This window comes from Ramlibacter cellulosilyticus (genome assembly GCF_014297465.1).
Taxonomy (GTDB): Bacteria; Pseudomonadota; Gammaproteobacteria; order Burkholderiales; family Burkholderiaceae_C; genus Ramlibacter; species Ramlibacter cellulosilyticus.
The window spans coordinates 125,357-149,583 of sequence record NZ_JACORT010000010.1; the positions used below are offsets into that span (position 1 = coordinate 125,357).

The following is a 24,227-nucleotide window of genomic DNA, read 5'->3' on the forward strand; positions in this document are numbered from 1 at the left end:
ACAGCGCGGGACCCAAGGCACAATCGGGGGCAATGAACATCGTCATTCTCGATGACTACCAGGACGCCGTGCGCAAGCTGCAGTGCGCGTCCAAGCTCGAGGCCTACCCGGCCAAGGTCTTCACCAACACCGTCAAGGGCATCGGCCAGCTGTCGGTGCGCCTGCGCGACGCGGACGTGATCGTCCTGATCCGCGAACGCAGTTCCATCACGCGCCAACTCGTGGAGAAGCTGCCGCGCCTGAAGCTGATCTCGCAGACGGGCCGCGTCGGCGCGCACGTGGACATCGAGGCCTGCACCGAGCGTGGCATCGCGGTGGCCGAGGGCGTGGGCTCGCCCATCGCGCCGGCGGAACTCACCTGGGCGCTGATCATGACGGCCATGCGCCGCCTGCCGCAGTACATCAGCAGCCTGAAGCACGGCGCCTGGCAGCAGTCCGGGATGAAGTCCGCGTCCATGCCGCCCAACTTCGGCGTGGGCATGGTGCTGCGCGGCAAGACGCTGGGCATCTGGGGCTACGGCAAGATCGGCCAGCTCGTGGCCGGCTACGGCAAGGCCTTCGGCATGCGCGTGCAGGTCTGGGGCAGCCCCGAGTCGCGTGCGAAGGCGGAGGCGGACGGCCTCATCGCCGCTCCCAGCCGCGAGGCGCTGTTCACCGACAGCGACGTGCTCAGCCTGCACCTGCGCCTGAACGAGGACACCTTCGGCATCGTGAAGCTGGAAGACCTCAATCGCATGAAGCCGACCTCGCTGATCGTCAACACCTCGCGTGCCGAGCTGGTGGAGCCCGAGGCGCTGATCGCCGCCCTGAACCGCGGCCGCCCGGGCATGGCGGCCATCGACGTGTTCGAGAGCGAGCCCATCCTGCAAGGCCATGCGCTGCTGCGGCTGGAGAACTGCATCTGCACGCCGCACATCGGCTACGTGGAGCAGGAAAGCTACGAGCTCTACTTCGGTGCCGCGTTCGACAACGTCGTGAACTACATCCGCGGCACGCCGACGAACATCGTCAATCCCGGCGCGCTGCAGGTACGCCGCTAGGGTTATTCGAAACACGGATGATGCGCTCCCGTCATCCGTGAACCCGCCCCGGGAGCCCATGTCCGCGTCCGCCACCACCCTTGCCGCGCCCCCGCGGACCGCCCTGCCCGCGGTGCTGTGGCCCATGCTGTTCGGCAACTTCGTGATCGGCACGGGCGTGATGACGGTGCCGGGCACGCTCAACGAGATCAGCGGCAACCTGACCGTCTCGGTGGCCACGGCGGGGCAGCTCATTTCCGCGGGCGCGATCCTGATGTGCGTGGGCGCGCCGCTCTGCGCGGCGCTCGTGGCGGGCTGGGACCGCCGGCGGCTGCTCGCGCTGTCCATGCTCTGGTACGCGCTGCTCCACCTCGCGTGCGCCCTCGCGCCGAGCTTCTCGTTCCTGCTCGCGATGCGGGTGCTGGCGCTGGTCTCGCCGGCGATCTTCACGCCGCAGGCCGCGGCCTGCGTGGGCCTGCTGGTGCCGCCCGAGCAACGCGGCCGCGCGATCACCTTCATCTTCGTGGGCTGGTCGGTGGCCTCCGTCCTCGGCATGCCGCTCGCGGCCTACGTCGGCGGCACGCTGGGCTGGCGCGCCGCCTTCGTCGTGGTGGCCGTCCTGAGCGTCGCCAGCGCGGTGTGGGTGTGGCGTGCCATGCCCGACGGCGTGAAGCCGCCCGCCCTCTCCCGCGCCGCGTGGGCCGAGACCTTCCGTTCGCGCGCGCTCATGACCTGCGTGCTGGTGACCGTGCTCTACGCCGGCGGGCAGTTCGTGCTGTTCTCCTACTTCGCGCCCTACTTCAAGCGCGAGCTGGGGCTGACGCCGGGCGCCTTGAGCCTGTATTTCATGTGGTTCGGCGCCTTCGGGCTCGTGGGCAACATGCTGATGGCGCGCTACATCGACCGCATCGGCGCGGCGCGCGCGGTGATGGTCGGCATCGCGCTCATGGCGGCGAGCATGCTGCTGTTCCCGCTGGGCACGAGCCTGTGGCTCGCGGCCGCGGTGAGCGTCCCCTGGGCGCTCGGCTGCTTCTCGTCCAACTCCGCGCAACAGGCGCGGCTGGTCGGCATCGCGCCGGCGCTCGCGGCAGCCTCGGTCGCCCTCAATTCGTCGGCGATGTACGCGGGCCAGGCACTCGGTGCCGCGTCCGGCGGCTGGCTGATCGAGAACGCCGGCATGCACACGCTGCACTGGGCCGGCTTCGCGGGCCTGCTGGCCGCCATGGCCGCCAGCGCACTCGCAACGCACTACGCGCGGCGTGGCGCCTGAACGCGCGTCAGCGCTGCTTGTCCGCCGCGTCCGGTCCGTGGGCGGCCGGATCGAAGGTGCTGATGTCGAAGTCGAGTCCGGGCAGGTCCGCGGGGGTGGTGTCGGGCACGGCCTCGCCCCCGAGATCGATGTCCACGCCGAGCCGCGCGGACGCGGGCGGGATCATCAGCTTCTCATGCTCCGTCAGCGGCGGCTCGTCCGGAAGGTCCAGGCTGTTCAGGGGCTGCAGCGAGGTTTCGCTGAAGCCGGTGGTCGCACGCGGCGCGCTCGCCGGCTCCTCGCCCAGCATGTCCTGCGCGATGTGGTACAGGAGGACCAGCTCGCGGTACGCCTCCAGCGTGAACGGCTCCGCGCCCGGCAGGTGCGGCTTGCGGAAGATGGATTCCTCGATCACGTCCAGCACGCGCCGCGCGGGCCACAGGGCGACGATGCGGCTCAGCGCGCGGCCGTAGTTCTCCAGCGAAGCCGAAGGCTCGTCGAAGTGCTCGAAATCCGGCACCTGCGCCGCGAAGCGCTGGCCGAATTCGGCGCGCAGGCGCTCGAACTCCGCGCGCCGGCCCAGGGAGTGGTACAGCTCCAGCAGGTCCATCCACGCCAGCGCCCCCGTCTCCACCTGGTCGTGCACGTGGGCCTCGAGCACGGCGAGCGCCTGCTCGGTCTCGCCGATGGACAGGAAGAAGTCCGCCTTGTCGTGGACGTCGATCAGCTCCTGCACGCCGACCATGCGCAAGGTGCCGCCGCGGCTCGCCTGGAACTCGTCGCCCGCGCCCCAGGCCGAGGCCGGCGCTTGCGGGGAGGCCGGCGTTCGCGCCGGCGCGGGAGCGGACGGCCGCACCGCCGGCGCTCGCGCGACGGGCACAGGCACGACGGTCGGCTCGCGGGGTGCCGTCGGAGGTTCTTCCGGGATCGTGGGCGCATGCGCCTCCGTCGATTCGCCGTGCGCCTCGAACCAGCGGCCCACCTGCTCCAGCTGCCGTACGCGCCACCAGCGCCAGGCCAGCGCGCCAAGCAGCGCCGCCAATGCTGCGGCGAGCGCGAGCACCAGCCACAGGGCCACCTGCCGGCTGCCGTCGGCCTCCTGCACCTGCGTCTTGAGCTGCGCGAGTTCGGCCTGGTTCTGGCGGCTCGTGTCGCGCAGCGTGCCCAGCTCCTGCTGGAGAGCCTGCAAGCGGACGAACTCGTCCACGGACTGCTCGGGCGACCGTTGCAGCGCCTGCCACAGGGTGACGAGCTGCTCGCGGCGTTGCGGGTCCACGCCGGTCTGCGTGGCCAGCTCGGGCGAGAAGCGCAGCACGGGAGCGCGCTCGACACCCAGGTCCAGCGGTTCCAGCCGCAGGCGTGCCTGCGGCGGCTCGCGCCGCGCACGCGGGGCGGGTGCCGGAGCCCGGGCCCTGACGGGCGCGCGCGGTGCCGCGGAAGGTGCCGCCGCCGCTGACGGCGCCGCGCGGCTGCGGGGCACGGCGGCAGGCGCCGGCGCGGCCCGCGCCTGCGTGCCCGGTGCCGTCGGCTGCGCCGCGGCCCGCGTGGCCGCGGAACGCGCGGCAGGCTCTTCCTCCGGGGGGAGTTCGGCCAGGAGCACGAAACGCCGCGTGCTCGCCTGCGTGCAGCCGACCCGCAGGTACACGGTCACCATCGGCTCGTCCACGGGCGTGCTGGAGGTGATCCGCACCTGGCCCTGCGCCGGGCCGCTCGCCTCCCAGCGCACGGCAGGCGCGGCCACGCGCGCGTCGCCGTAGAACACTTCGACGTTCGGGCAAGGGCTGTCGCCGGTGGCCGCGTCGAGGCTGACCGGCACCGTCACTTCCAACGGCCGCCCGATCAGCGCGGCGCCGTGGGCACGCCCCAGGGTGAGCGCGCCGGCTTCCCCCGCCAGCAGCCATCCGCATGCCGCGACGGCGAGGATACGGACGGTAACGGCGTGCAACATCGGGGCGATTCTAGGCACGGCCGGGCTCCCGCGACAAAAAAGTTTCGCGAGGAAGGGGCCCCGTCAGGCACCGATAATCGCCTGATGGAGACCCGTTACAAAACGACAGGCGTGGCAGGAGCCGGCGCCATGGGGCGCGGCATCGCGCAGATCGCCGCCCAGGCCGGCAGCACCGTCCGCCTGTACGACACGCAACCCGAGGCCGTGCAGCGCGCCATCCAGGAGCTGGGCGCGCAGTGGGACCGCCTGCGCGAGAAAGGCCGCATGGACGAAGCCGCGGTCGCCGCGGCCAAGGAGCGCCTGCGCCCGGCCACCTCGCTGCAGGACCTCGCCGACTGCGACCTCGTGGTCGAGGCGATCGTCGAGCGCCTCGACGTCAAGCGCTCGCTGTTCTCGCAGCTGGAAGACATCGTCGGCCCGGACACCGTCCTCGCCACCAACACCTCCTCCCTGTCCGTGACCGCGATCGCCGCGGGACTGAAGCGGCCGCAGCGCTTCGCCGGCTACCACTTCTTCAACCCCGTGCCGCTGATGAAGGTGGTGGAGGTGATCGCGGGGCTGAAGACGGATCCGTCGGTCTGCGAGGGGCTCACCGCCTTCGCGAAGCAGATGGGCCACACGCCCGTGCAGGCGCAGGACACGCCCGGCTTCATCGTCAACCACGCCGGCCGTGGCTACAACACGGAAGCGCTGCGCATCGTCAGCGAGGGCGTGGCCGACTTCGCCACCATCGACCGCATCCTGCGCGACCAGGTCGGCTTCCGCCTCGGCCCGTTCGAGCTGATGGACCTCACCGGCCTCGACGTCTCGCACCCGGTGATGGAGTCGATCTACCAGCAGTATTACGACGAGCCGCGCTACCGGCCCAGCGTCATCACCGCGCAGCGGCTCGCGGGCAACGTGCTGGGTCGCAAGACGGGCGAAGGCTTCTACCGCTACGCCGACGGCAAGGCGCAGGTCGCCCCCGAGCCGGCGGTGCCGAAGGTGGACGAGATGCCGCCCGTGTGGGTGTCCACGCGCGCGGCGCGCCGCGCAGAGCTGTTCCAGCTGCTGAAGGACCTGGGCGCCACGATCGAGACGGGCCAGTCGCCGTCCATGCAGGCGCTGACGCTCGTCGCGCCCCTGGGCTTCGACGTGACGACGGTCGCCGTCGTGGAGCGCCTCGACCCCGCGCGCACGGTCGGCATCGACATGCTCATCGAGGATGCGGCCACCAAGCGCCGCGTGCTGGCCACGAACCCCGCGACGCGCGCCGACATGCGCGACGCCGCGCACGCCCTGTTCGCGCGCGACGGCAAGCCGGTGAGCGTGATCCGCGACTCCGGCGGCTTCGTCACGCAGCGCGTGGTGGCCACCATCGTCAACATCGCGTCGGACATCTGCCAGCAGCGCGTCTGCACCCCGCGCGACCTCGAGACGGCGGTCACGCTGGGCCTCGGCTACCCGATGGGCCCGCTCGCCATGGGCGACCGCTGGGGCCCCACGAACGTGCTGGAAGTGCTGTTCAACCTGCAGACCGTCTACGGCGACCCGCGCTACCGCCCCAGCCCGTGGCTGCGCCGCCGCGGCGCGATCGGGCTGTCCCTGCTGCAGGAAGAAGCCTGATGGCCGCCGAGCTGAAGAGCGCGAGCGAGGGCCGCACGATGGTCCTCACCATCAGCAACCCCGACCACCGCAACGCGCTGGGCCCGGAGATCTACGCCGCGGGGGTCGAGGCGCTCAACGCGGCCGACAGCAACCCGGACGTGCGCAGCGTGGTGATCACCGGCGCAGGCAGCACCTTCTGCGCCGGCGGCAACCTGCAGCGCCTGCTCGACAACCGCAGCAAGCCGCCCGAAGTGCAGGCGCAGTCCATCGAGGGGCTGCATGGCTGGATCGAAGCGATCCGCACCTTCCCCAAGCCGGTGATCGCCGCGGTGGAAGGCGCCGCCGCGGGCGCGGGCTTCTCGCTCGCGCTTGCCTGCGACTTCATCGTCGCGGCGGACAACGCGGTGTTCGTCATGGCGTACAGCACCGTCGCGCTCTCGCCGGACGGCGGCGGCACGTGGTCGCTCTCCCGCGCCCTGCCCCGGCCGCTCGTGAACGAGCTGCTCATGTGCGGCGAACGCGTGGGCAGCGCGCGCCTGCAGCAGCTGGGCCTGGTCAACCGCGTCACGCCCGCCGGCGGTGCGCTGCAGGAGGCGCTGGCGCTCGCGACCCGGCTCAACGAGCGGGCGCCCAATGCGCTGGCGAGCATCAAGGAACTGGTGAACGACGCCCCGCAGGCGACGCTCGTCCAGCAGCTCGCGAGCGAACGCGAGCACTTCGTGAGGAACCTGCACCACGCGAATGGCGGGATCGGGATCCGGGCCTTCCTGGACAAGCAGCCGCCGAAGTATTCGTGACGAGGCAGCTGGGGTTCGCTGGCGCGAAACCCAGCCTACGGGTTCGCGCCGGTTTCGTAGGCTGGGTTTCGCGCCAGCGAACCCCAGCGACGCGCCACGCGCCACCTCGTAGGCTGGGTTTCCCGCCAGCGAACCCCAGCGACGCGCCGAGGCGCCACCTCGTAGGCTGGGTTTCGCGCCAGCGAACCCCAGCGATGGGACGCTCAGGTGACAACCCTGAGCGACCGCCCGCGTCCCGGGCGTGACAATGCGGCGCAGCAGCAGTCGCTCACAAGACAGACCATGGACGACCCGATTCTTACCATCGAGGAACGCGCGGCAATCAACAGCGGCCGCTGGTTTTCCTCCCTGTCACCTTCCCTCCGCCACGACATCCTCCGATGCGCCTTCGTCAAACGCTTCAAGGATGGCGACCTGATCTGTGCCCGCGGCGATCCGGCCGAGTTCTGGAGCGCGGTGGCGCGCGGCTCGGTGCGGGTGAGCTCGACCTCGATCACCGGCAAGCAGGTGACGCTGCAGTACGTGGAGCCGGGCATCTGGTTCGGCGACGTGGCGATGTTCGACGGCGAGCGCCGCACGCACGATGCCTATGCGCATGGCGACACGACCATGCTGATGGTCTCGCGCGCCGACCTGCAGAAGATCCTCGCGCAGCACGTGGAGCTGTACGAAGCGCTGCTGCGCCTGCAGGCGCGGCGCATCCGCCAGCTCTTCGGCCTGGTGGAGGACCTGAACACCCTGCCCCTGCGCGCGCGCCTGGCCAAGCAGCTGGCGCACCTGGTGCGCAGCTACGGCGTGCCCTCGCTCGCCAATGGCGGCGAGGTGCGCATCGGCCTGCAGCTCGCGCAGGAGGAACTGGCGCACCTGCTGGGCGCCTCGCGCCAGCGCGTGAACCAGGAGCTCAAGCAGATGGAGCGCGAGGAAGTGATCCGCATCGAGCCGGGAGGCCTGGTGGTGCGCGACCGCGAGGCGCTGATGCGCATCGTCGAGGCCGACAACTAGGACGGGGAGACGCAGCATGAGCGACAACAACTACGAGCATTTCGTCGGCACCCGTCCCGTCTCCGACAAGCACGCGTTCGACACGGCGGCGCTGTCCGCCTGGCTGGAGAAGAACCTCGAGGGTTTCCGCGGGCCGCTGTCCGTGGAGATGTTCAAGGGCGGCCAGTCCAATCCCACCTACAAGCTCGTGACGCCGCAGCGCACCTACGTGATGCGCTCCAAGCCGGGCCCGGTGGCGAAGCTGCTGCCGTCGGCGCACGCGATCGAGCGCGAGTTCGCGGTCATGAGCGGCCTGCATGGCACGGCGGTCCCCGTGCCCCGCATGCACGCGCTGTGCGAGGACGAGTCCGTCATCGGCCGTGCCTTCTACGTGATGGAGTTCATGGAAGGGCGCGTGCTGTGGGACCAGGCGCTCCCCGGCATGACGCAGGCGCAGCGCGGCGAGATCTACGACGAGATGAACCGCGTCATCGCGGCGCTGCACACGGTGAAGTTCGCCGAGCGCGGGCTCGCGAACTACGGCAAGCCCGGCAACTACTTCGAGCGCCAGATCGGCCGCTGGAGCAAGCAGTACAAGGCCTCCGCCGACGGAGCCGGGCCCATGAGCCAGCCGATCCCGGAGATGGAGAAGCTGGTGGAATGGCTGCCGGCGCACATCCCCGCCGCCGCGCGCGACGAGAGCAAGGTCTCCATCGTGCACGGCGACTACCGCCTGGACAACCTGATGTTCCACGCCGGCGAGCCGCGCGTGATCGCGGTGCTGGACTGGGAGCTGTCGACGCTCGGCCACCCGCTGGCCGACTTCAGCTACCACTGCATGGCCTTCCACATCCCGCACGGTTCCTTCCGCGGCATCGGCGGCCTCGACCTCGCGGCGCTCGGCATCCCGAACGAGGACGAATACATGCGGCGCTATTGCGACCGCACCGGCCTCGCCACCGTCGCCGACCTGAAGGCCGACTGGAACTTCTACATGGCCTACAACATGTTCCGCATCGCCGCCATCCTGCAGGGCATCGCCAAGCGGGTGGAAGCCGGCACGGCCTCGAGCGCGCAGGCCGTCGCCTCGGGCAAGACCGCGCGGCCGATGGCCGAACTCGCCTGGACCTTCGCGCAGAAGGCCTGACCCCATCCACCCCCGGGAGAAAGCAACATGGACTTCGACTACTCCGACAAGACCAAGGAACTCCAGGCGCGCCTGCAGAAGTTCATGGACGACCACGTCTACCCGAACGAGAAGACGTACAAGCAGCAGCTGCAGGCGAACACGGAGGCCGGCAAGCGCTGGACGCCGCTGCCCGTGATCGAGGAGCTCAAGCCCAGGGCCCGGGCCGCGGGCCTGTGGAACCTGTTCCTCCCGGTCGACACCGCCGAAGCCTCCGGCTACAAGGGCGCGGGCCTCACCAACCAGGAATACGCGCCCCTCGCAGAGATCATGGGCCGCGTGCCGTGGGCGAGCGAGGTGTTCAACTGCTCCGCGCCCGACACCGGCAACATGGAGACGATCGCGCGCTACGGCTCCGACGAGATCAAGGCGCGCTGGCTCAAGCCGCTGCTGAATGGCGAGATCCGCTCCGCCTTCGCGATGACGGAGCCGGAGGTCGCCTCCTCCGACGCGACGAACATCGAGACGCGCATCGAGCGCCAGGGCGACCACTACGTCGTCAACGGCCACAAGTGGTGGATCTCCGGCGCGGCGGACCCGCGCTGCAAGGTCTTCATCACCATGGGCAAGACCGATCCCGAGGCGCCGCGGCATTCGCAGCAGAGCATGATCGTCGTGCCGGCGGACACGCCCGGCATCCGCATCGTGCGGCCGCTCAACGTGTTCGGCTACGACGACGCGCCACACGGCCACGTGGAGATGTACTTCGAGAACGTGAAGGTGCCGGCCGGCAACATCCTGCTGGGCGAAGGCCGCGGCTTCGAGATCGCGCAGGGCCGCCTGGGCCCGGGCCGCATCCACCACTGCATGCGCCTGATCGGCCTGGCCGAACGCGCGCTGGAACTGATGTGCCGCCGCTCGCTGTCCCGCGTGGCCTTCGGCAAGGCCATCGCGCAGCAGACCGTCACGCAGGAGCGCATCGCGGAAGCGCGCTGCAAGATCGACATGGCGCGCCTGCTGACGCTGAAGGCGGCGTGGATGATGGACGTGGCCGGCAACAAGGTCGCCAAGACCGAGATCGCGATGATCAAGGTGGTGGCGCCCAACATGGCCTGCCAGGTGATCGACTGGGCGATGCAGGCCCACGGCGGCGGCGGCGTCTCCGACGACTTCCCGCTCGCCAGCGCCTACGCCGGCGCCCGCACCCTGCGCTTCGCCGACGGTCCGGACGAAGTGCACCGCAACGCGATCGCGAAGTGGGAGCTGGGGAAGTACGGGAGCTACGGGAAGGATGCGAACGTGCCGGTGACGCGCGGGTCGTGACAATGAGCAAAGCGGCCTTTCGGCCGCTTTGCTTCTCCGGGTCCCCGCCTGCGCGCACTGCTGTCCGGAATAAATCCTGATCATCCAAACAGCCCCGGCTGAAGGGCTGTTTGGATTTCTTGTTGTTGGCGTCGTCGTCGCCACCAGGACTCGTCCTGCTGGGGGCGATGGAACAACCCGGTGCGCAGCTCCGCCAAGGCAGCCCATAGACTGGGGTGCCTGGCCTTTGCGTTGAGGATGGCTACCAGCACGTAGGCGATCAGCGCCGTGAGGATCTGGATGCGGATTGCGTTTTCGTTCTGGCCGAGGAAACGCCGCAGCCGCAGGTGCTGCTTGATCCACTTGAAAAACAGCTCGATTTCCCAGCGCTGTCGATAGAGCTGCGCGATCTCGGCAGCCGGCGCTTCCAGGTCGTTGGTCACCAGCACCAAGCTGTCTTCCCCTGCACGCGCCACCTCGATGCGCCGCAACAGCCCAGCGTAGGCATTGCAGTGGCCACCGCGATTGCTTCGATGCGTGAATCGCACCACCGCGTCGTTCAGGATCTGGCTCGCATCGGCTTCGGCAATGGCCCTGGCGCACACCTGAGTCACGGCCGCGTTGCGCTTCAGGCGCGTCACAAAGCGAGCGCCGCCGGCGTCGAGTCGGTTCCACCACGAGTAATCGCAGTAGCCTTTGTCAAAGACGTAGCTCGCTCCTGCTACCGGCTGCAGCTTGCGGCCCTCCTCGACATCGTTGACGTTGGCAGCCGTGATCGTCTGCTGCACGGGCAACTGCTGGTTGCTTGAGAACAGCAGGTGAAGCTTCAGACCCGGAGTGCGCGTGGCGCTGGCGTGCGTCCATTGCGAGCCGCGGCCGCGCAGCGCGATGGTTGTGGAATCCAGCAGCAGCAATAGCTCTTCGCCCTCGCGCTTCAGACTCGGCCTGGCTACCTGGATCAGCGCGCGTAGCGTCTCAGCAAAGATCTGAGGGTTACGCTTGCCGTTGGCATCGGCCAGCGTCGTGCGGTGCACCGCTCGCGTGTTCAGGTGGTAATGCTGGCTGCGATGCTGGTTGAACCCCGCCTCCAATTCGCGCAGGCTGCCCACGCCGCTTAGCTGCGCGTACACCATTGCCACCAAGTGGCTCCAGCAACTGAAGCCCTTGCTGTGGCGATCGCCTCGGTACTTGTCGACGGCGTTCTGGAACGCCCCGCGGGGCAGGCCTTGGAGGACCTGCTGCATTCGGCTTATCCTGTAAATGTTGCGGCCCCTTTCTTGTTGAGGCAAAGGTTTGGCGACCGGGGTTCTACCCCCTTCAGCGGAAACGCCGCAACACCTTTTCTCTCCCGTGCGCCTTCATAGCGCGCGATCTATCCAGTGGATAAACGACAAAGCCGCTCCAGGAGCGGCTTTGCGCGTGGGCCTCATCCAGCCCGCTTCAAGTCTTGCGATCTCCCGTGTGGCCTTTTTGATAACGCCACGCGGGCTTGGCGCAACACGCCAGATTTATTCCGGACAGCAGTGCGCCTGCGCGGGGATGACGGATTCGCCTACTTCCTGAACGCGTGCAGCCCGCTCTCGCAAGCGCTCACGAACACGTCGGTCGCGTGGTCCAGCGTGTGCATCTCGGGCGGCATGTACTGCATGCGCAGGTAGCACTTGCCGCGCAGCAGGACGATCATGAAAGGCACCTGCGCGGTCGGCGACGGGTCCGGCCACGACATCAGTTGGGAGACGAGGTGCTCGTCCACCCAGGCGAGCGCCGTCTCGCGCGCGTCCGCCAGCACCGCGTAGCGCGTCCAGAAGTCGTTGGCCGGGCCTTCCCAGCCGATCTCGTCGTACATGGCGAGCCAGCGCATCTCCTCGGGCAGGCGCGGGTCCGCCGTGGTCTGCAGGGTGTCGGTGATCATGCTGTAGGCGCGGCGCTCCAGCGCCTCCTTCAGCGGGCGGTTGATCACCATGGCGCCGACGTCGTCGTCGACGCCCAGTTCGGCGCGGGCGCGCAGTTCCTCGCCGGTGATGTAGTCGCGGGTGGGCCGGCCCAGCTCCATGCGCCAAGGCCGTCCGCCGACCTTGCCCTGCATGGTCATGGAGCTCCCCAGCGTGCCGCCGGAGAACGTCATGCCCCGCGACGCGGCCCACTCGGACACCGGCCCGGGGGCCTGTGCAAGGGTGCTGTCGCTGCGCTCCTTGACCTCCCGGTGGAAGGCTTTCTTGATGCGTTCGAACATGCGGGGGGCTTTCGCCTAAAGTGGCGCCATTATGGATTGAAACAGGAGGTTACGCGCGTGTCCACCATCGAGGTCCATTCCTGGCCGACGCCCAACGGGCACAAGGTCCACATCATGCTCGAGGAATGCGGGCTGCCCTGGCGGGCCATCCCCGTCGACATCGGCAAGGGGGAGCAGTTCCGGCCCGACTTCCTCGCGATCAGCCCGAACAACAAGATCCCGGCCCTCGTGGATCCGGACGGGCCGGACGGCCAGCCGATCTCGCTCTTCGAGTCGGGCGCCATCCTCGTGTACCTCGCCGGCAAGACGGGACGCTTCCTGCCCGCCGGCGACCGCGGGAAGTACGAGGTGCTGCAGTGGCTGATGTTCCAGATGGGCGGCGTGGGGCCCATGCTCGGACAGGCCCACCACTTCCGCATGTACGCCCCCGAGAAGGTGCCTTACGCCATCGACCGCTACACCAACGAGGCGCGCCGTCTTTACGCAGTGATCGACAAACGGCTGGCGCAAAGCGAGTGGCTGGGGGGCGCCGAGTACTCCATCGCGGACATCGCCACCTTCCCGTGGCTGCGCAGCTGGCAGAACCAGGGCATCGTGCTGGAGGAGTACCCGCACCTGAAGCGCTGGTTCGACACCATCGCGGAACGGCCGGCGGTGCAGCGCGGCGTGCAGGTGCTGGCCGGGCTGCGCAAGCCGATCACCGACGACAAGTCGCGCGAGGTCCTGTTCGGCGCGACGCAGTACCAGCGGCGCTGACCGGGATCAGGCGGCCACGGCGGCGCCGGCCGCGCGCAGCGCCTCGCGCAGCTGGCGCATGGTGTACGGCTTGCGCAGCACGGTGCGCGCGCCGTCGACCTCCTGCGCGGTGTAGCCCGTGGCGACGACCACCGGCAGCTCCGGGCGGTGGCGCTCGCACCAGGCGGCGAGGTCGAGGCCACTGGCCGCGCCAGGCATCACGACGTCGCTGAAGACCACGTCGCAGGCGCCGCCGCCCTGCAGCCAGGCGAGCGCCTCGTCGCCGGTCGCGCAGAGGGTCACCCGGTGGCCTTCGGCCTGCAGGGCCGGCTCGACGACGCTCGCCACGAGCACGTCGTCTTCCACCATCAGCACGTGCAGCGGCGCGGCGGGCGCGCCGTCGTCCGCCAGCGGGCCTTCGTCGGCGTCCACGTCCCCGGACGCGGGCAGGACGAGGGTCACGGTGGTCCCGCCGCCCGGCGCGCTGGCGAGGTGCACGTCGCCGCCGCTGCCGCGCGCGAAGGCCAGCACCTGCGGCAGGCCCAGGCCGCTGCCGGCGCCCACGGGCTTGGTCGTGAAGTAGGGGTCGAACACCTTGGCCTGGAGCTCCGGCGGGATGCCGGGGCCATCGTCCCGCACTTCCAGGCAGACGTAGGCGCCCGGCGCCAGCTCGCGCAGGTCGCCGGGTGCCGCGGGCCGCGCGCGCAGGGTGATCTCGCCACCTTGCGGCATGGCATCGCGTGCGTTGAACACCAGGTTGAGCAGCGCCAGCTCCATCTGCGTGGGGTCCGCGTGGACCGCGCGCACGTCCGGATGCACGTCGGCGGAGAGGCGGATGCGCTCGCCCACCGCGCGCCGCGTGAGCTCCTCGTGCCGCAGGAGGAAGTCGCGCAGCGGCACGGCCCGCGGCTGCAGGGGCTGCCTGCGGCCGAAGGCGAGCATCTGCCGCACGAGGGCCGCGCCCTTGCTGCAGGCGTTGAGCGCCGCCGTGACAGCGCGCGTGTGCACGCCCGCGGGCGTCGAACGCTCCACGACGTGCAGGCCCATGCTGATGGTCTGCAGGAGGTTGTTGAAGTCGTGCGCGATGCCGCCCGTGAGCCGGCCGATGGCCTCGTGCTTCTGCGCCTCGTGCAGGCGCAGCTCGGCCTGGCGCGCCTCGCGCACGGCCTCCTCCACCTTCTCCTGCAGGACGCGCCCGGAGGCTTCCAGCCGCTGGCCGGCGTCGTGCATCGCGAACGCCACGGCATCGGCCTCGCGCACGCCCGTCCCGGTGCGCGCGGGGACCTCGTTGCGCCCGAGGGCGTCGGCGGACGCCCTGAGCACCGCGAACGGACGCGCGATGCGGCGCGCGGCATAGAAGGCCAGCCCCAGGCCGAACAGCAGGAGCACGGCCGACGCGAGCGAGGCCTGCACCGTCAGGCGCCAGGCCGGCGCCTCCAGCGCGGACATGGGCAGGGCCGTGACGATGGTCCAGCCGTAGCGATTGGGCAGGCTGACGTAGCTGAGGGAGGCCACCCCGTCGAGCGTGACCGACTGGCCAAAGCCGCCTTTCGCGGAGCGCAGGCGCTCGCGGATCTGGCCGGTCGCCGCGACGCCGACCCAACGCGCGGGGTCGCGGCTGCGGGCGATCACCTGGAACTGGTCGTCGACCGCGGACGCGATCATCCCGTCGACGCCCACGCCGCGGTGCTGCGCCAGCACGCGCTGCAGCACCGCGGGGTCCACGGCCACGCCGACGTTGTAGCGCGCGGGGCGGCGAGCCTCCGGCGCGAACACGCCGAGCACCGGCTTCTCCACGACGGGTGCGGTGGCGATGAAGCGCACGACGGGCGCGCCGTCCACGAGGAAGACCCTCGGATCCGGCCGGGGCAAGGCGCGCGGCCCCGGCAGCAGGGTGTTCACGAGCTGCTGCTCGCGGTCGACGAGGAAGACCCAGTTGCCCTTGTCGCCCACCGCGCGGCCGGCCTCCCCGTGGAAGCGGACCAGGTCGCCCGCATGGAGCGCGTCCGACGCGCTGAGCGCCCGGGCCAGCACGACGGCCTTGTCCAGCTCCGCCTCCACCGTCGCATTGAGGTTCTCGGCCGCCGCCTGCATGCGGCCGCGCGCCGCGCCCTCCTCGCGCAGGTAAGTGGCATGGGCGAGCAGCGCCAGCGCCAGCATGGCGGGCAGCCACACCGACAGCACCAGCAACACCAGGCGCGCCTGGATGCTCCATGCATTCGGGCGGGAAAAGACGGCGGGCATCGGGCGAGTCTAGCCACCCGGCGCCAAAGCGCTAGGGGGCGCGCACCCGCAAGCTGCTGAATACCGCGGAAGCCGCGGCCAGCGCGGCGGCCAGCCCCAGCGCGATCGCGGGCCCGCCGTCCTGCACGCCCTGCACGCTGAAGATCAGCCCGAGCAGCACGGCACCGAGCGACTGCCCCGTGAGCCGCGCCGTGCCCAGCATGCCGCTCGCCGCGCCGGCGCGGTGCAAGGGCGCGCTCGTCACGATCGTGTGGTTGTTCGGCGACTGGAACAGGCCGAAGCCCGCCCCGCACAGCGCCATGGGCAGCGCGATGCGCCAGTCCGCGGGATGGTCCGGCAACAGGGCCAGCAAGGCGAGCCCGATGGCCAGCAGCGCCAGGCCCACGCCCCCGAGCACCCCGCCGCCGATGCGGTGGATCAGCCGCCCCGCGACCGGTGCGACCAGGACGATGGCGGCCGGCCAGGCGGTGATCAGCAGCCCCGCCTGGAAGTGGCTGCGGCCCTGCCCTTCCAGCAGCAGGAAGGGCAAGGCGATGAAGGCGAGCGTCTGCGCCGAGAACGCGCTCACCGAGGTGCACATCGACAGCGCGAACACGCGGATGCGCAGCAGGTCCACGGGAAAGAGCGGCTCCGCCAGCCGGCGCTGCCGCCGCAGGTACCACCAGCCGACCAGGCCGCCGAGCGCCAGCATGCCGCACGCGAGCGCCAGCCCGCGCGCATCGACCGCGCCGCCCTTGCGCGCGCCGAACGCGTCCGCGGCGAGGAACACCAGCGAGAACATGGCGATGTTCATCGCGACGTCGACGACGCGCGGACCCGTGGCAGTCGAGGGCCGCGCATTGCGCGGGAGCGCGCGGCGGGCGAGGACGAAGACGACCACGTCCAGTGGGAGCTGCACGATGAACAGCCACGGCCAGGACGCGACCGACAGCACCAGCGCCGCAAGGCTGGGGCCCGCCACGGAGGATGCCGCGACGACCACCGAGTTGAGCGCGATGCCGCGACCGAGCACGCTCGACGGATAGGTCAGGCGCACCAGCGCGGCGTTGACGGCCATCATGCCGGCCGCCCCCACACCCTGCAGCGCCCGCGCGGCGGCGAGCAGCGGCAGCGTCGGCGCCAGCACGCAGGCGAGCGAGGCCACGGTGAACACGGCGAGGCCCGCCACGTACACGCGCTTGTAGCCGAAACGTTCGCCCAGCTGCGCGCAGGGCAGCAGCACGCCGAGCGTGGCGAGCTGGTAGGCATTGACGACCCAGACGGCGGCCGCGGGCGAGGCGCCGAAGTGGCGCGTGATGTCCGGCAGGGCGAGGTTGACGATGCTGCTGTCCAGGACCGACAGCGCGATCCCGAGCAGGATGGCCGCCATGGCCCAATAACGTTCCGGCACCGGCAGGCCGTCGGCGACGGCTGCGCTCCCCTCTTCCACTTTCTTCTGCACCGGCGGCAGTCTACCCGCGCGCGGGTGCCCTTGCCCGCCCCACTAGAATCGCACGCTTTCGTGTTCGCCGCGTCCGAGCGGCACCAGGCTGTACTCCCGATGTTCAAGAGCGCGTGTTTCTTCCGCATTGCGGACCATTTCGAACTGCCCGACCTCGCCGCGCTGGAGCGCGTGCTGCAGAAGGGCCGCTTCGTCCCGTGCGGCCCGACCCAGCCCGAATCCAGCGGCTGGGTGCCGCCCCGCAACAAGAGCAAGGTGCTGGCCGAATCCATAGCCGGGCACCTGGTGCTGAAGCTCTGCACCGAGAAGCGCGCCGTGCCGTCGTCCGCCATCAAGGCGGCGGTGGAGGAACGCGTGGAGCGCTACAAGCAGGAGACCGGCAACGAGCGCGTGCCGTCCAAGGTGAAGAAGGAATTCAAGGAGGAGGTCCTGCTGGACCTGCTGCCGCGCGCCTTCAGCAAGAAGGCCAACACCCTGCTCTGGCTGGACCCGAAGTCGCGCATGCTGGTGGTCGACGCCGGCAGCCTCGCGGCCGCCGACCGCGTCGTGTCCTCGCTGCTCGCCGCGCTGCTGGAAGTGCCCGGCGGCGGCCCTGCGCTGGACCTGCAGATCGTGCACACGCAGAGCTCGCCGGCCGCGTCGATGTCGCACTGGCTCAGCACCCGCGAGGCCCCGTGGCACTTCACGGTGGACCGCGACTGCGAGCTCAAGGCCGCCGACGAACAGAAGTCCTCGGTGCGCTACGCGCGCCACACGCTGGACATCGACGAAGTCGCCCAGCACATCGCCGCCGGCAAGGTGCCCACGCAGCTCGCGCTGACCTGGAACGAGCGCGTCTCCTTCATGCTGACCGAAGCCGGCCAGCTGCGCCGCCTGAAGATGCTGGACGTGGTGCTGAAGGAAGCCGAGGACGCGAAGGGCAAGGACGACGACAATTTCGACGCGAACGTCGCCATCCTCACCGGCGAGCTGTCCCAGCTGATTCCGGACTTGCTGGAAGCGCTGGGCGGGGAGGCGGAGGCGCCGGCCGTGGAGCAGGCGGAGAAGCTGGCGGCGTGACGCCGCCGCCGCGTCCTAGCCCTGTCGCCTGGTGGCGGGCCGGTTCACGAAGCTGCCGTCGCCGAAGTAGCCATAGCGGTCGTCGGTGAAGGGCCGCAGGCCCTGCGCCATGGAGCGGTCGGTCACCAGCGTGAGCGCATGGGCGCGCGTGCTGCTGCGGTGCAGTGCGGCGATGTCGATGGCAGCGCGCTTGTCCGACCCGAGCCAGCCGCGATCGAAGTCCACGACGACGTACTGCACCTGCTGGCGGCCGGGCGCGAACACGACGTCTTCGACGGTACCGATCTGCTCGCCCGTCGTGGAGGACAGGATGGGGCTGCGCATCAGGACGGAGGCGCGCACGAGTTCCTCCGGCGCGCGATCGCCGAGGCCCCACTCGCTGTCCAGCCGGGCGATCCGCGCACGATCGCTGAAATAGTCCTTGCTCCAGCCAGCGCCCTCGATGCCCGAGCGCTCGAGTCGTTCGCGCGGGATGTCGACGACAACGTGGTGGTCGAGCATGCGCAGCCGGTCCGCCGGGATCGCGAACACGCGCTCGAACTGCAGGAACCCGGGGTCGAAACGCAGCACCGCGTACCGGGCCGCCCCGCTCGCGAGGTTCACGACGACGTCTTCGATCTGCCCGATGTCCTGCCCCATCGGGTTTCGCACGCTGCTGCCGATGACGCGGCTGGCGCGCAGCCCTTGATGCCGGGCCCACGTGCTGGGGCGGGCGTCGGCCGGCGTGCGTGTCGCGACCTGGCTGTCCGTGCGCGCAGCGGCCTGCGCGTGGACAGGACTGTGCAGCGATGCCGCGAGGGCGACGGAAAACACCGGAAGCGCGACAAGGCGGCCCAGGTTCGTTCTGGTTGCAGGCATGGGAAACCTCCTGATCGATGTTCGGACAACCCAGGTTGGATCTGCTCGGGACGCCTCCCAGCCGGAAACGCCCGGAGCAGCATGTAGGGCCCGACGTACCGTAAGGCGCGCCGCGTACGGGGGACACCGGAGGGTCGGCTCCTCTCGCGGAGGCGCATGCCCGGGCGGCGGGTGGCCCCGTAAGGACGAACCCGTCCTCCACCCTGCCAGCGCGTCGTCGGCGCGATTTCGTGCCTATAGTGGGATCGCCACGCGGTACTTCCGTCGAGGCTTGCTCATCATTCACCCCGCCGCGGCGGGGTGCTTTCTTGGCGCGGCAGCCCGGTCCCCCGGACGCACCTGCCGCAGGCCAGAATGGATGCATGTCGGGTGTTCCATTCCATTCCCCGGAGCCCGCATCCGAGCACGGCCTCCCCCCGCTGCGCACGGCGATGCTCTTCTTCGCGCTCTACATGGCGTTTGCGTGGATCAGCTTCGTCCATCCGATGCGCGGACTCAACATCACGCCGTGGAACCCCCAGGCGGCACTGGCCGTCGCCCTGCTGTTCGTGAAGGCCGGCGCCTGGCCGGTGGTCTGGATGGCCGGGGCGTGCGCGGAAGCGATCATCGGCACGGAGCGCCTGCCGCCCGCGGCCGTGATCGTGTCCACGGCCGCCATGACCGCGGGCTCCGCGACCATCGCGGCGGGCCTGCGCCGCTGGCTGGGGAGTGACTTCCCCGTCATCGCACGGCAGTCGGCGCTCGTCTTCCTGGCGCTCGCAGCCGGGGGCGCGCTCCTCGCGGCCTTCCTGCGCGCCGGCGCGCTGTGGGCCGTGGGCGTGGTTCCTTTCGAGCGGATTCCCGCCGTCGTCCACCGGGCGGCGATCGGCGACGGGGTGGGGCTGGTCGTGACGCTGCCCGTGCTGCTGGCGCTGGCCAGCGCGAAGCTGCGCTCGCTCACGCATTCCATGCTCCGGACGCCGGAGTGCTGGGTGATCGCCTCGGTCACCGTCGCGGCGGTCGTGTCCGTCTTCCACCAGGCACCCCAGGACCAGTTCAAGTACTTCTACGTGCTGTTCGTGCCGGTGGTGTGGGCGTCGACGCGTTTCGGCGCCATCGGTGCCATCTGGGCGGCTGCGCTCGTGCAGGCGCTGCTGATCGCCGCGCTGCAGTTCGGCCACTACCTGCCCCTCACCGTGTTCGAGTTCCAGCTTCTCGTCGCGGCCTTCACCTGCACGGGCGTGCTCCTGGGCGCGATCGTCGACGAGAAGCAGGCCGCCGAGGAGGCGCTGCGCAAGTCCCTGCGCCTCGCCGCCGCAGGCGACATGGCCGCGGCGCTCGCGCACGAGCTGAACCAGCCCCTCACGGCGATGGGTACGTATGCCAGGGCGTCGCAGGTGCTGGCGCGGCGTCTCGGGCCCCACGACGAGACCGCGCGGGGAATGCTCGAGATCGCCGACAAGCTCGCGCTCGAGGCGGCGCGCGCGGGCGACATGGTCAACCGCCTGCGACGCTTCTTCCGGGAACGTGCGACCGATCTGCAAGTCACACCGCTCACGGACCTGCTTCGCGAAGCGATGCGTTCGCAATCGGCGCGCGCCCGCGCGCTGCGCGTGCAACTGTCCGGGACCGAGGGCGACCCGCTCCCGAGCGTCCTGGTGGATCCCGTGCAGATCTCGGTCGTCCTGCGCAACCTCCTCGCCAACGCGATCGAAGCCGCCTCGGATCCGCGACGCCCGCCGGATGCGCCGCGCTGGGTGCGGCTGCAGGCGCACCGGCAGGGGACCGAAGTCGTCGTGACGCTCCTGGACAGCGGCGAGGGCCTCACGCCCGAGCAGGCGCGCGACATCTTCGACGCTCCGGCTTCGTCCAAGCCGGGCGGCATGGGCATCGGCCTGGCAATCAGCCGCGCCATCGTGGAAGCGCATGCCGGCCGGCTCTGGGCCGAACCGGGCGCGGGCGGCCGTTTCCATTTCACCATTCCGTTCGACACGGGAGCAGTGCATGACGAATGACGCGCATCGGCAGACGGTCTTCATCGTCGATGACGACCCCTCCATCCGCGATGCCCTGGCGCTGCTGTTCAGCCTCCACGGGCATGCCACGGCCCTGTTCGCATGTGCCGAGGACTTCCTGCACGCGATCGAACCGGCCTGGCGCGGCGTCGTCGTCGCCGACATCCGCATGGGGGGCATGTCGGGGCTCGAGATGCAGGAAGTGCTGGCGAAACACCCCTCCCAGTTGCCGGTGATCGTGATCACCGCGCACGCGGACATCGCGGCCGCGCGCCATGCCTTCCGCTTCCACGCGGTGGACTTCCTGGAGAAGCCGTTCGACCACGACCAGCTGCTCGCTTCGGTGGAGCGCGCCATGCGCGGGCTGCCCTCGGCCGCGGAGGCCATCGGCACGCGGCCCGCCGCCCACGCGCTCTCCGGCCGCGAGCGGGAAGTGATGGCGCTGGTGGTGGACGGCATGGACAACCGCAGCATCGGGGCGAAACTGGGCATCAGCCCGCGCACGGTGGAAGTCCACAAGTCGCGCCTCATGGCGAAGCTCGGTGCACGCAACCTCGCCGAGCTGATCCGCATCGCGCACGCCCACGAGGCCCCGCGCGCAGGCACCTGGTGAAACCGCGGCGTCCCTCCTGCTGCGTTCGGAACGTGCGCGGGATTCCGCTACGCACCGCGCTCCGCGGAGCCCGCGCCAAGCCTCGCCGCAGGCGGCCTTCACCAGGGACTGCCGCTTGCCCGCGGAGAGTTCCTGCAGGACGTCCGGGGCGATACCCTTGTGCGTGAGATCGCTTTCGCTCCCGAGCGCGTCTCCCATGGCACGGGGCTGTCCGAAGTACGTCACCGCCTGGGGCAGGAGATCGCCCGCGGCACAGTCGAACCAGAGCCACGCGCGGTAGGAGCGGTAGGCGAAGCCGTCCCGGTGCCGCAGCGCGTGGGGGCGGCTCACCCGCATGGCGACCACGAGACCCGCCTCGGTGTCGTGCAGGCTGTCGACGTCGATCTCCACCACCGCCTGGTCCTCGGGTCCGTCCACGCGCAGCCACTCGGCCGGCCAGCACGCGGAGGAAGCCGCCAGCAGGACGGCGCCGGCTGCGATGGAGACGAGGTTGATGGTTGCCGCACTTCCGCACCCACTGTGGGCCGCGTGCCGCGCGGGCGGCGTCAGCCCGGCGCGCGCCACAGGCACCGCTTCCTGCCTCCGGCCGGCATGCGGCCGATCCTACATGCCGCCCCACGCGCACGACGCGCCCCCCGGGTTCGCACGTAAGGGCCGTGGCCGGATTGGATTTGAGCCAATGCATATACTGGCCTTGCCGGCCGCGGACCGCCTCGTGGCGTGCCTGCGGGCCGCCGGAGAACTGCCATGGACATCCTGCCATCGGAGGCGACCAGCGCGCCCGCGCATGCAGTGAGCCAGCCCGTGGCCGGCGTCGTCGCCGGCCTGGTCGGCGGGGCCGCCTACCTGGTGGCCCAGGTGTCCTTCACCGGACTGGCGGGATCCGGCGGCGCGGCGCCGCTGCAAAGGATCGCCGCGATGCTGATGGGGCCGGACACCGCACCGCCGCCGACCGGCCTGAACTTCACGGTGTTCGGCATGGCGATGATCGTCCACTTCAGCCTGGCCATGGCCTACGGACGCCTGATCGGCGCGCTCGTCTGGCGGCGCCGGCACGGCGCGGCCACCCTGGTCGGCGCCGCGATCGGGCTGGCGCTGTTCGCGCTCAACTTCGGCTGGATCGCGCCGCTCGCCTTTCCCTGGTTCTCCGAATCGCTCGTGCCCGTCACCATCGCCAACCATCTCCTCTTCGGTGCCTTGACGGCCGCGGTGTGCGTGGCGCTGCGCGACCGCGGCGCCCCGCGAAGGTCGTGAACGCGCCGTAAGGGCGAACCCTCGACGGACGCAGGCGCTGCGCGATGGCGCCGGTGCGGTGCCAAACTGGTGGTGCCCGCTCGCCTGCCCGTGGTTCCAACCAGGGCCGGAGCCGGCCGGGGCGATCGGGACGAGGACGTGGCAGCTCGCGACGATCGCTCACGGCACGAGAGCCGTCCTGCCTGTCGCTCCGGCCGGGCAGCGCGAGCAGGCTCCACCCCCTCGCCGCTTCCCCGATCGTTGGCGAAAGGAGATCTCGCATGCCATGCAGTGCGAAGGAACCCACTTGGCCACACGCGCTTGCCTCGTCGCGGGTCGGCCCTTAAGGGCGGCGTGGAAGGCCCTCGCCCGGCGTCGGACGATGCTGCGGTCGGCTGTCGACATCGGCGCATCGCGCGCGTTGGAACGCGCCAGCACACTCGAAGCAACCGACGAAAAGAAGGAGCGGCCGATGAATGCATTCGAAGGCAGGCACTACGTACTGTGTTTCCGGTCCCTGTTCGACAGCGGACGGGGGTACGCCTTCCCCTGCGACGGAAGGGGCACCGTGGACCTGGACGGCTTGACCGAGCAGGCCCGCAACAACTATCTCTATGCGCGGGCCATGGTGGGGCGCGAACTCTCCACGCCGGCCGTCGAGCGCCTGCAGGACGATTGAGGAGCGCGCGATGTTCGGCATCCCGATGTACGTCTGGTTCTTCCTGTTCGCTGCGATCGCCGCGGTGGCGGCCCGCGTCCTCGCGGGTCCGGTGGGAGACGACGCCGGCTCCTTTCCCGGCTGGATCCTCTACGCGGTCGCGGCCGGCTGCGTCGTGATCGCCCTGGCCCTCATCGCCCTGGGGCACTAGGGGGCGCGATGGACCTGCGCAGGACCGCTCTCTGCCTCGCCGCCTCGCTGCTGCCCCTGGCGCACGCCCAGCGCGGGCCGGCCGCGCCGGACGATGCGCCCGTGTCGGCCGTGCTCGGCCCGCGGGCGCCCGACGGTGCCATGGGCGGCCTCATTCCGTCCGCGGATCCGGCGTGGCGCCCCGGCATGCCGGTGGATGCGCGGGAGGTGACGGGCAAGCTGCAGCCGCCGCCTGTCCTCGTGTCGCCGGTCCTCGGCCCCGTGGACGAGGACGGCGTCACCGGCGGCACCTTCCCCACCGCCATGCGGGCCCGGCAGCAACAGCAAGGACACTAGCCTAGGGCGTCTTGCCCGACGCCCGTGGCCTAGGAAGGATCCGCGAAGTTGCGCCGGCGCAGTTCGAACTGCGCCTGCAGGGCTTCTGCGGCCGCGAGGTGGCGCCGCAACGTGGGCAGCGTTTCCTCCGCGAAGCGCGACAGCCTGCGGTCCTGGCGCGATCGGGCCTGTCGCTCGTACGCGGCGATCGCCGCGCGCTCCTGGGCGACGCGGTCCTCGACGAACGCGCGGTCGAAGGCGACGCCACGCAAGCGGCCATAGGCCAGCCCCACCGGTGCCTCCCGCGCACCGAGCCGCCTCAGCCGCTGCGCGAGCTGCGTGTGGTCTCGCAGGACACGTTCGGCGAACTGGCGCACGCGCACGTCGTGCGAGCGATCGAGCGCCAGGTGCGCGGCGCGCGCCGCCACGGTACTGTGCCGCATCGCGTCGGCGGCAAAGGAAGCGTCGCGTTGCCAGCGGCTCGCATCGGCGGACGCGGCGAGCTCGTGCGGTGCGGCGACTGCCGGTGCCACGGAGGCGGTCGCCAGCAGGAGCGCGGTGACGAGCGCCGGAAGGGACAGGCGCACGAGGCGCCGCACGTCGAATGCATGGGGCATGGTGGATC

22 protein-coding genes and 1 pseudogene are annotated in these 24,227 nt (G+C 70.6%); 15 read left to right on the forward strand and 8 right to left on the reverse strand.

Annotated elements, in window-relative coordinates:
- The first annotated feature begins 32 nt into the window (after positions 1-32).
- Both H8N03_RS20880 and H8N03_RS20885 read left to right on the forward strand, forming a co-directional pair.
- On the forward strand, positions 33-1,040 hold the full coding sequence (locus tag H8N03_RS20880; protein WP_187078160.1) for a D-2-hydroxyacid dehydrogenase family protein: 1,008 nt from the start codon (positions 33-35) through the stop codon (positions 1,038-1,040).
- A 58-nt stretch (positions 1,041-1,098) separates the two neighbouring features.
- A complete protein-coding gene (locus tag H8N03_RS20885; RefSeq protein ID WP_187078161.1) occupies positions 1,099-2,289 on the forward strand; it encodes an MFS transporter in 1,191 nt (396 codons plus the stop codon).
- Between the two features lie 7 nt (positions 2,290-2,296).
- Here H8N03_RS20885 and H8N03_RS20890 read toward each other — a convergent pair whose 3' ends face one another.
- Complete coding sequence (locus H8N03_RS20890) at positions 2,297-4,216, reverse strand: type IV pilus assembly protein FimV (protein ID WP_187078162.1); 1,920 nt, start codon at positions 4,214-4,216, stop codon at positions 2,297-2,299.
- Between the two features lie 84 nt (positions 4,217-4,300).
- Between H8N03_RS20890 and H8N03_RS20895 the strand changes: the two genes are divergently transcribed.
- The 5 genes from H8N03_RS20895 (at position 4,301) to H8N03_RS20915 (ending at position 10,030) form a co-directional block, all read left to right on the forward strand.
- Positions 4,301-5,821 carry a 3-hydroxyacyl-CoA dehydrogenase gene (locus H8N03_RS20895; protein ID WP_187078163.1) on the forward strand — a complete coding sequence of 507 codons (1,521 nt, stop codon included), beginning with the start codon at positions 4,301-4,303 and terminating at the stop codon, positions 5,819-5,821.
- Positions 5,821-6,600 carry an oxepin-CoA hydrolase, alternative type gene (locus H8N03_RS20900; RefSeq protein WP_187078164.1) on the forward strand — a complete coding sequence of 260 codons (780 nt, stop codon included), beginning with the start codon at positions 5,821-5,823 and terminating at the stop codon, positions 6,598-6,600. Before H8N03_RS20895 ends, H8N03_RS20900 begins: the two co-directional genes overlap by 1 nt.
- A 282-nt stretch (positions 6,601-6,882) precedes the next feature.
- The gene (locus tag H8N03_RS20905) at positions 6,883-7,602 is read left to right on the forward strand and encodes a Crp/Fnr family transcriptional regulator (protein WP_187078165.1); all 720 of its coding nucleotides are present in this window, start codon (positions 6,883-6,885) and stop codon (positions 7,600-7,602) included.
- A 16-nt stretch (positions 7,603-7,618) separates the two neighbouring features.
- The gene (locus H8N03_RS20910) at positions 7,619-8,728 is read left to right on the forward strand and encodes a phosphotransferase (RefSeq protein WP_187078166.1); all 1,110 of its coding nucleotides are present in this window, start codon (positions 7,619-7,621) and stop codon (positions 8,726-8,728) included.
- 27 nt (positions 8,729-8,755) lie between these two features.
- Positions 8,756-10,030 (forward strand): acyl-CoA dehydrogenase family protein, encoded by a 1,275-nt coding sequence (locus H8N03_RS20915; RefSeq protein WP_187078167.1) that lies wholly within the window; start codon positions 8,756-8,758, stop codon positions 10,028-10,030.
- Between the two features lie 80 nt (positions 10,031-10,110).
- Here H8N03_RS20915 and H8N03_RS20920 read toward each other — a convergent pair whose 3' ends face one another.
- Both H8N03_RS20920 and H8N03_RS20925 read right to left on the reverse strand, forming a co-directional pair.
- Positions 10,111-11,253, reverse strand: coding sequence for an IS4 family transposase (locus tag H8N03_RS20920; protein WP_222623084.1), 1,143 nt, complete (start codon positions 11,251-11,253; stop codon positions 10,111-10,113).
- A gap of 308 nt (positions 11,254-11,561) precedes the next feature.
- Positions 11,562-12,242 carry a hypothetical protein gene (locus H8N03_RS20925; protein WP_187078168.1) on the reverse strand — a complete coding sequence of 227 codons (681 nt, stop codon included), beginning with the start codon at positions 12,240-12,242 and terminating at the stop codon, positions 11,562-11,564.
- A 57-nt stretch (positions 12,243-12,299) separates the two neighbouring features.
- Here H8N03_RS20925 and H8N03_RS20930 point away from each other — a divergent pair, with 57 nt between their 5' ends.
- Positions 12,300-12,998, forward strand: a complete 699-nt coding sequence (locus H8N03_RS20930; RefSeq protein ID WP_354005155.1) for a glutathione binding-like protein — start codon at positions 12,300-12,302, stop codon at positions 12,996-12,998.
- 6 nt (positions 12,999-13,004) lie between these two features.
- Here the strand turns inward: H8N03_RS20930 and H8N03_RS20935 are convergent, their stop codons facing one another.
- Positions 13,005-15,221, reverse strand: a complete 2,217-nt coding sequence (locus H8N03_RS20935; protein ID WP_187078169.1) for an ATP-binding protein — start codon at positions 15,219-15,221, stop codon at positions 13,005-13,007.
- 31 nt (positions 15,222-15,252) lie between these two features.
- On the reverse strand, positions 15,253-16,590 hold the full coding sequence (locus H8N03_RS20940) for an MFS transporter (protein WP_187078235.1): 1,338 nt from the start codon (positions 16,588-16,590) through the stop codon (positions 15,253-15,255).
- Positions 16,591-16,722: 132 nt separating this feature from the next.
- On the opposite strand from H8N03_RS20940, the gene H8N03_RS20945 reads away from it, so the two are divergent.
- On the forward strand, positions 16,723-17,721 hold the full coding sequence (locus tag H8N03_RS20945; protein ID WP_354005156.1) for a recombination-associated protein RdgC: 999 nt from the start codon (positions 16,723-16,725) through the stop codon (positions 17,719-17,721).
- Positions 17,722-17,736: 15 nt separating this feature from the next.
- Here the strand turns inward: H8N03_RS20945 and H8N03_RS20950 are convergent, their stop codons facing one another.
- The gene (locus H8N03_RS20950; protein ID WP_187078170.1) at positions 17,737-18,579 is read right to left on the reverse strand and encodes a PRC-barrel domain-containing protein; all 843 of its coding nucleotides are present in this window, start codon (positions 18,577-18,579) and stop codon (positions 17,737-17,739) included.
- 362 nt (positions 18,580-18,941) lie between these two features.
- Here H8N03_RS20950 and H8N03_RS20955 point away from each other — a divergent pair, with 362 nt between their 5' ends.
- Both H8N03_RS20955 and H8N03_RS20960 read left to right on the forward strand, forming a co-directional pair.
- Positions 18,942-20,573 carry an ATP-binding protein gene (locus H8N03_RS20955; protein ID WP_187078171.1) on the forward strand — a complete coding sequence of 544 codons (1,632 nt, stop codon included), beginning with the start codon at positions 18,942-18,944 and terminating at the stop codon, positions 20,571-20,573.
- Positions 20,563-21,186 carry a response regulator transcription factor gene (locus tag H8N03_RS20960; protein ID WP_187078172.1) on the forward strand — a complete coding sequence of 208 codons (624 nt, stop codon included), beginning with the start codon at positions 20,563-20,565 and terminating at the stop codon, positions 21,184-21,186. The genes H8N03_RS20955 and H8N03_RS20960 overlap by 11 nt, the downstream gene beginning before the upstream one ends.
- A gap of 99 nt (positions 21,187-21,285) precedes the next feature.
- Here H8N03_RS20960 and H8N03_RS26695 read toward each other — a convergent pair.
- A pseudogene (locus tag H8N03_RS26695) lies at positions 21,286-21,756 on the reverse strand (surface-adhesin E family protein); the annotation flags it as partial.
- Positions 21,757-21,933: 177 nt separating this feature from the next.
- On the opposite strand from H8N03_RS26695, the gene H8N03_RS20965 reads away from it, so the two are divergent.
- The 4 genes from H8N03_RS20965 (at position 21,934) to H8N03_RS20980 (ending at position 23,623) form a co-directional block, all read left to right on the forward strand.
- Entirely contained in the window at positions 21,934-22,440 is a 507-nt protein-coding gene (locus H8N03_RS20965; protein WP_187078173.1) for a hypothetical protein, read from the forward strand.
- A gap of 451 nt (positions 22,441-22,891) precedes the next feature.
- Positions 22,892-23,098, forward strand: coding sequence for a hypothetical protein (locus H8N03_RS20970; protein ID WP_187078174.1), 207 nt, complete (start codon positions 22,892-22,894; stop codon positions 23,096-23,098).
- A gap of 10 nt (positions 23,099-23,108) precedes the next feature.
- On the forward strand, positions 23,109-23,288 hold the full coding sequence (locus H8N03_RS20975) for a hypothetical protein (RefSeq protein ID WP_187078175.1): 180 nt from the start codon (positions 23,109-23,111) through the stop codon (positions 23,286-23,288).
- A gap of 8 nt (positions 23,289-23,296) precedes the next feature.
- Entirely contained in the window at positions 23,297-23,623 is a 327-nt protein-coding gene (locus H8N03_RS20980; protein WP_187078176.1) for a hypothetical protein, read from the forward strand.
- Between the two features lie 29 nt (positions 23,624-23,652).
- On the opposite strand, the gene H8N03_RS20985 is transcribed toward H8N03_RS20980, so the two are convergent.
- Positions 23,653-24,219, reverse strand: coding sequence for a DUF4142 domain-containing protein (locus H8N03_RS20985; RefSeq protein WP_187078177.1), 567 nt, complete (start codon positions 24,217-24,219; stop codon positions 23,653-23,655).
- Between the last annotated feature and the right edge of the window lie 8 nt (positions 24,220-24,227).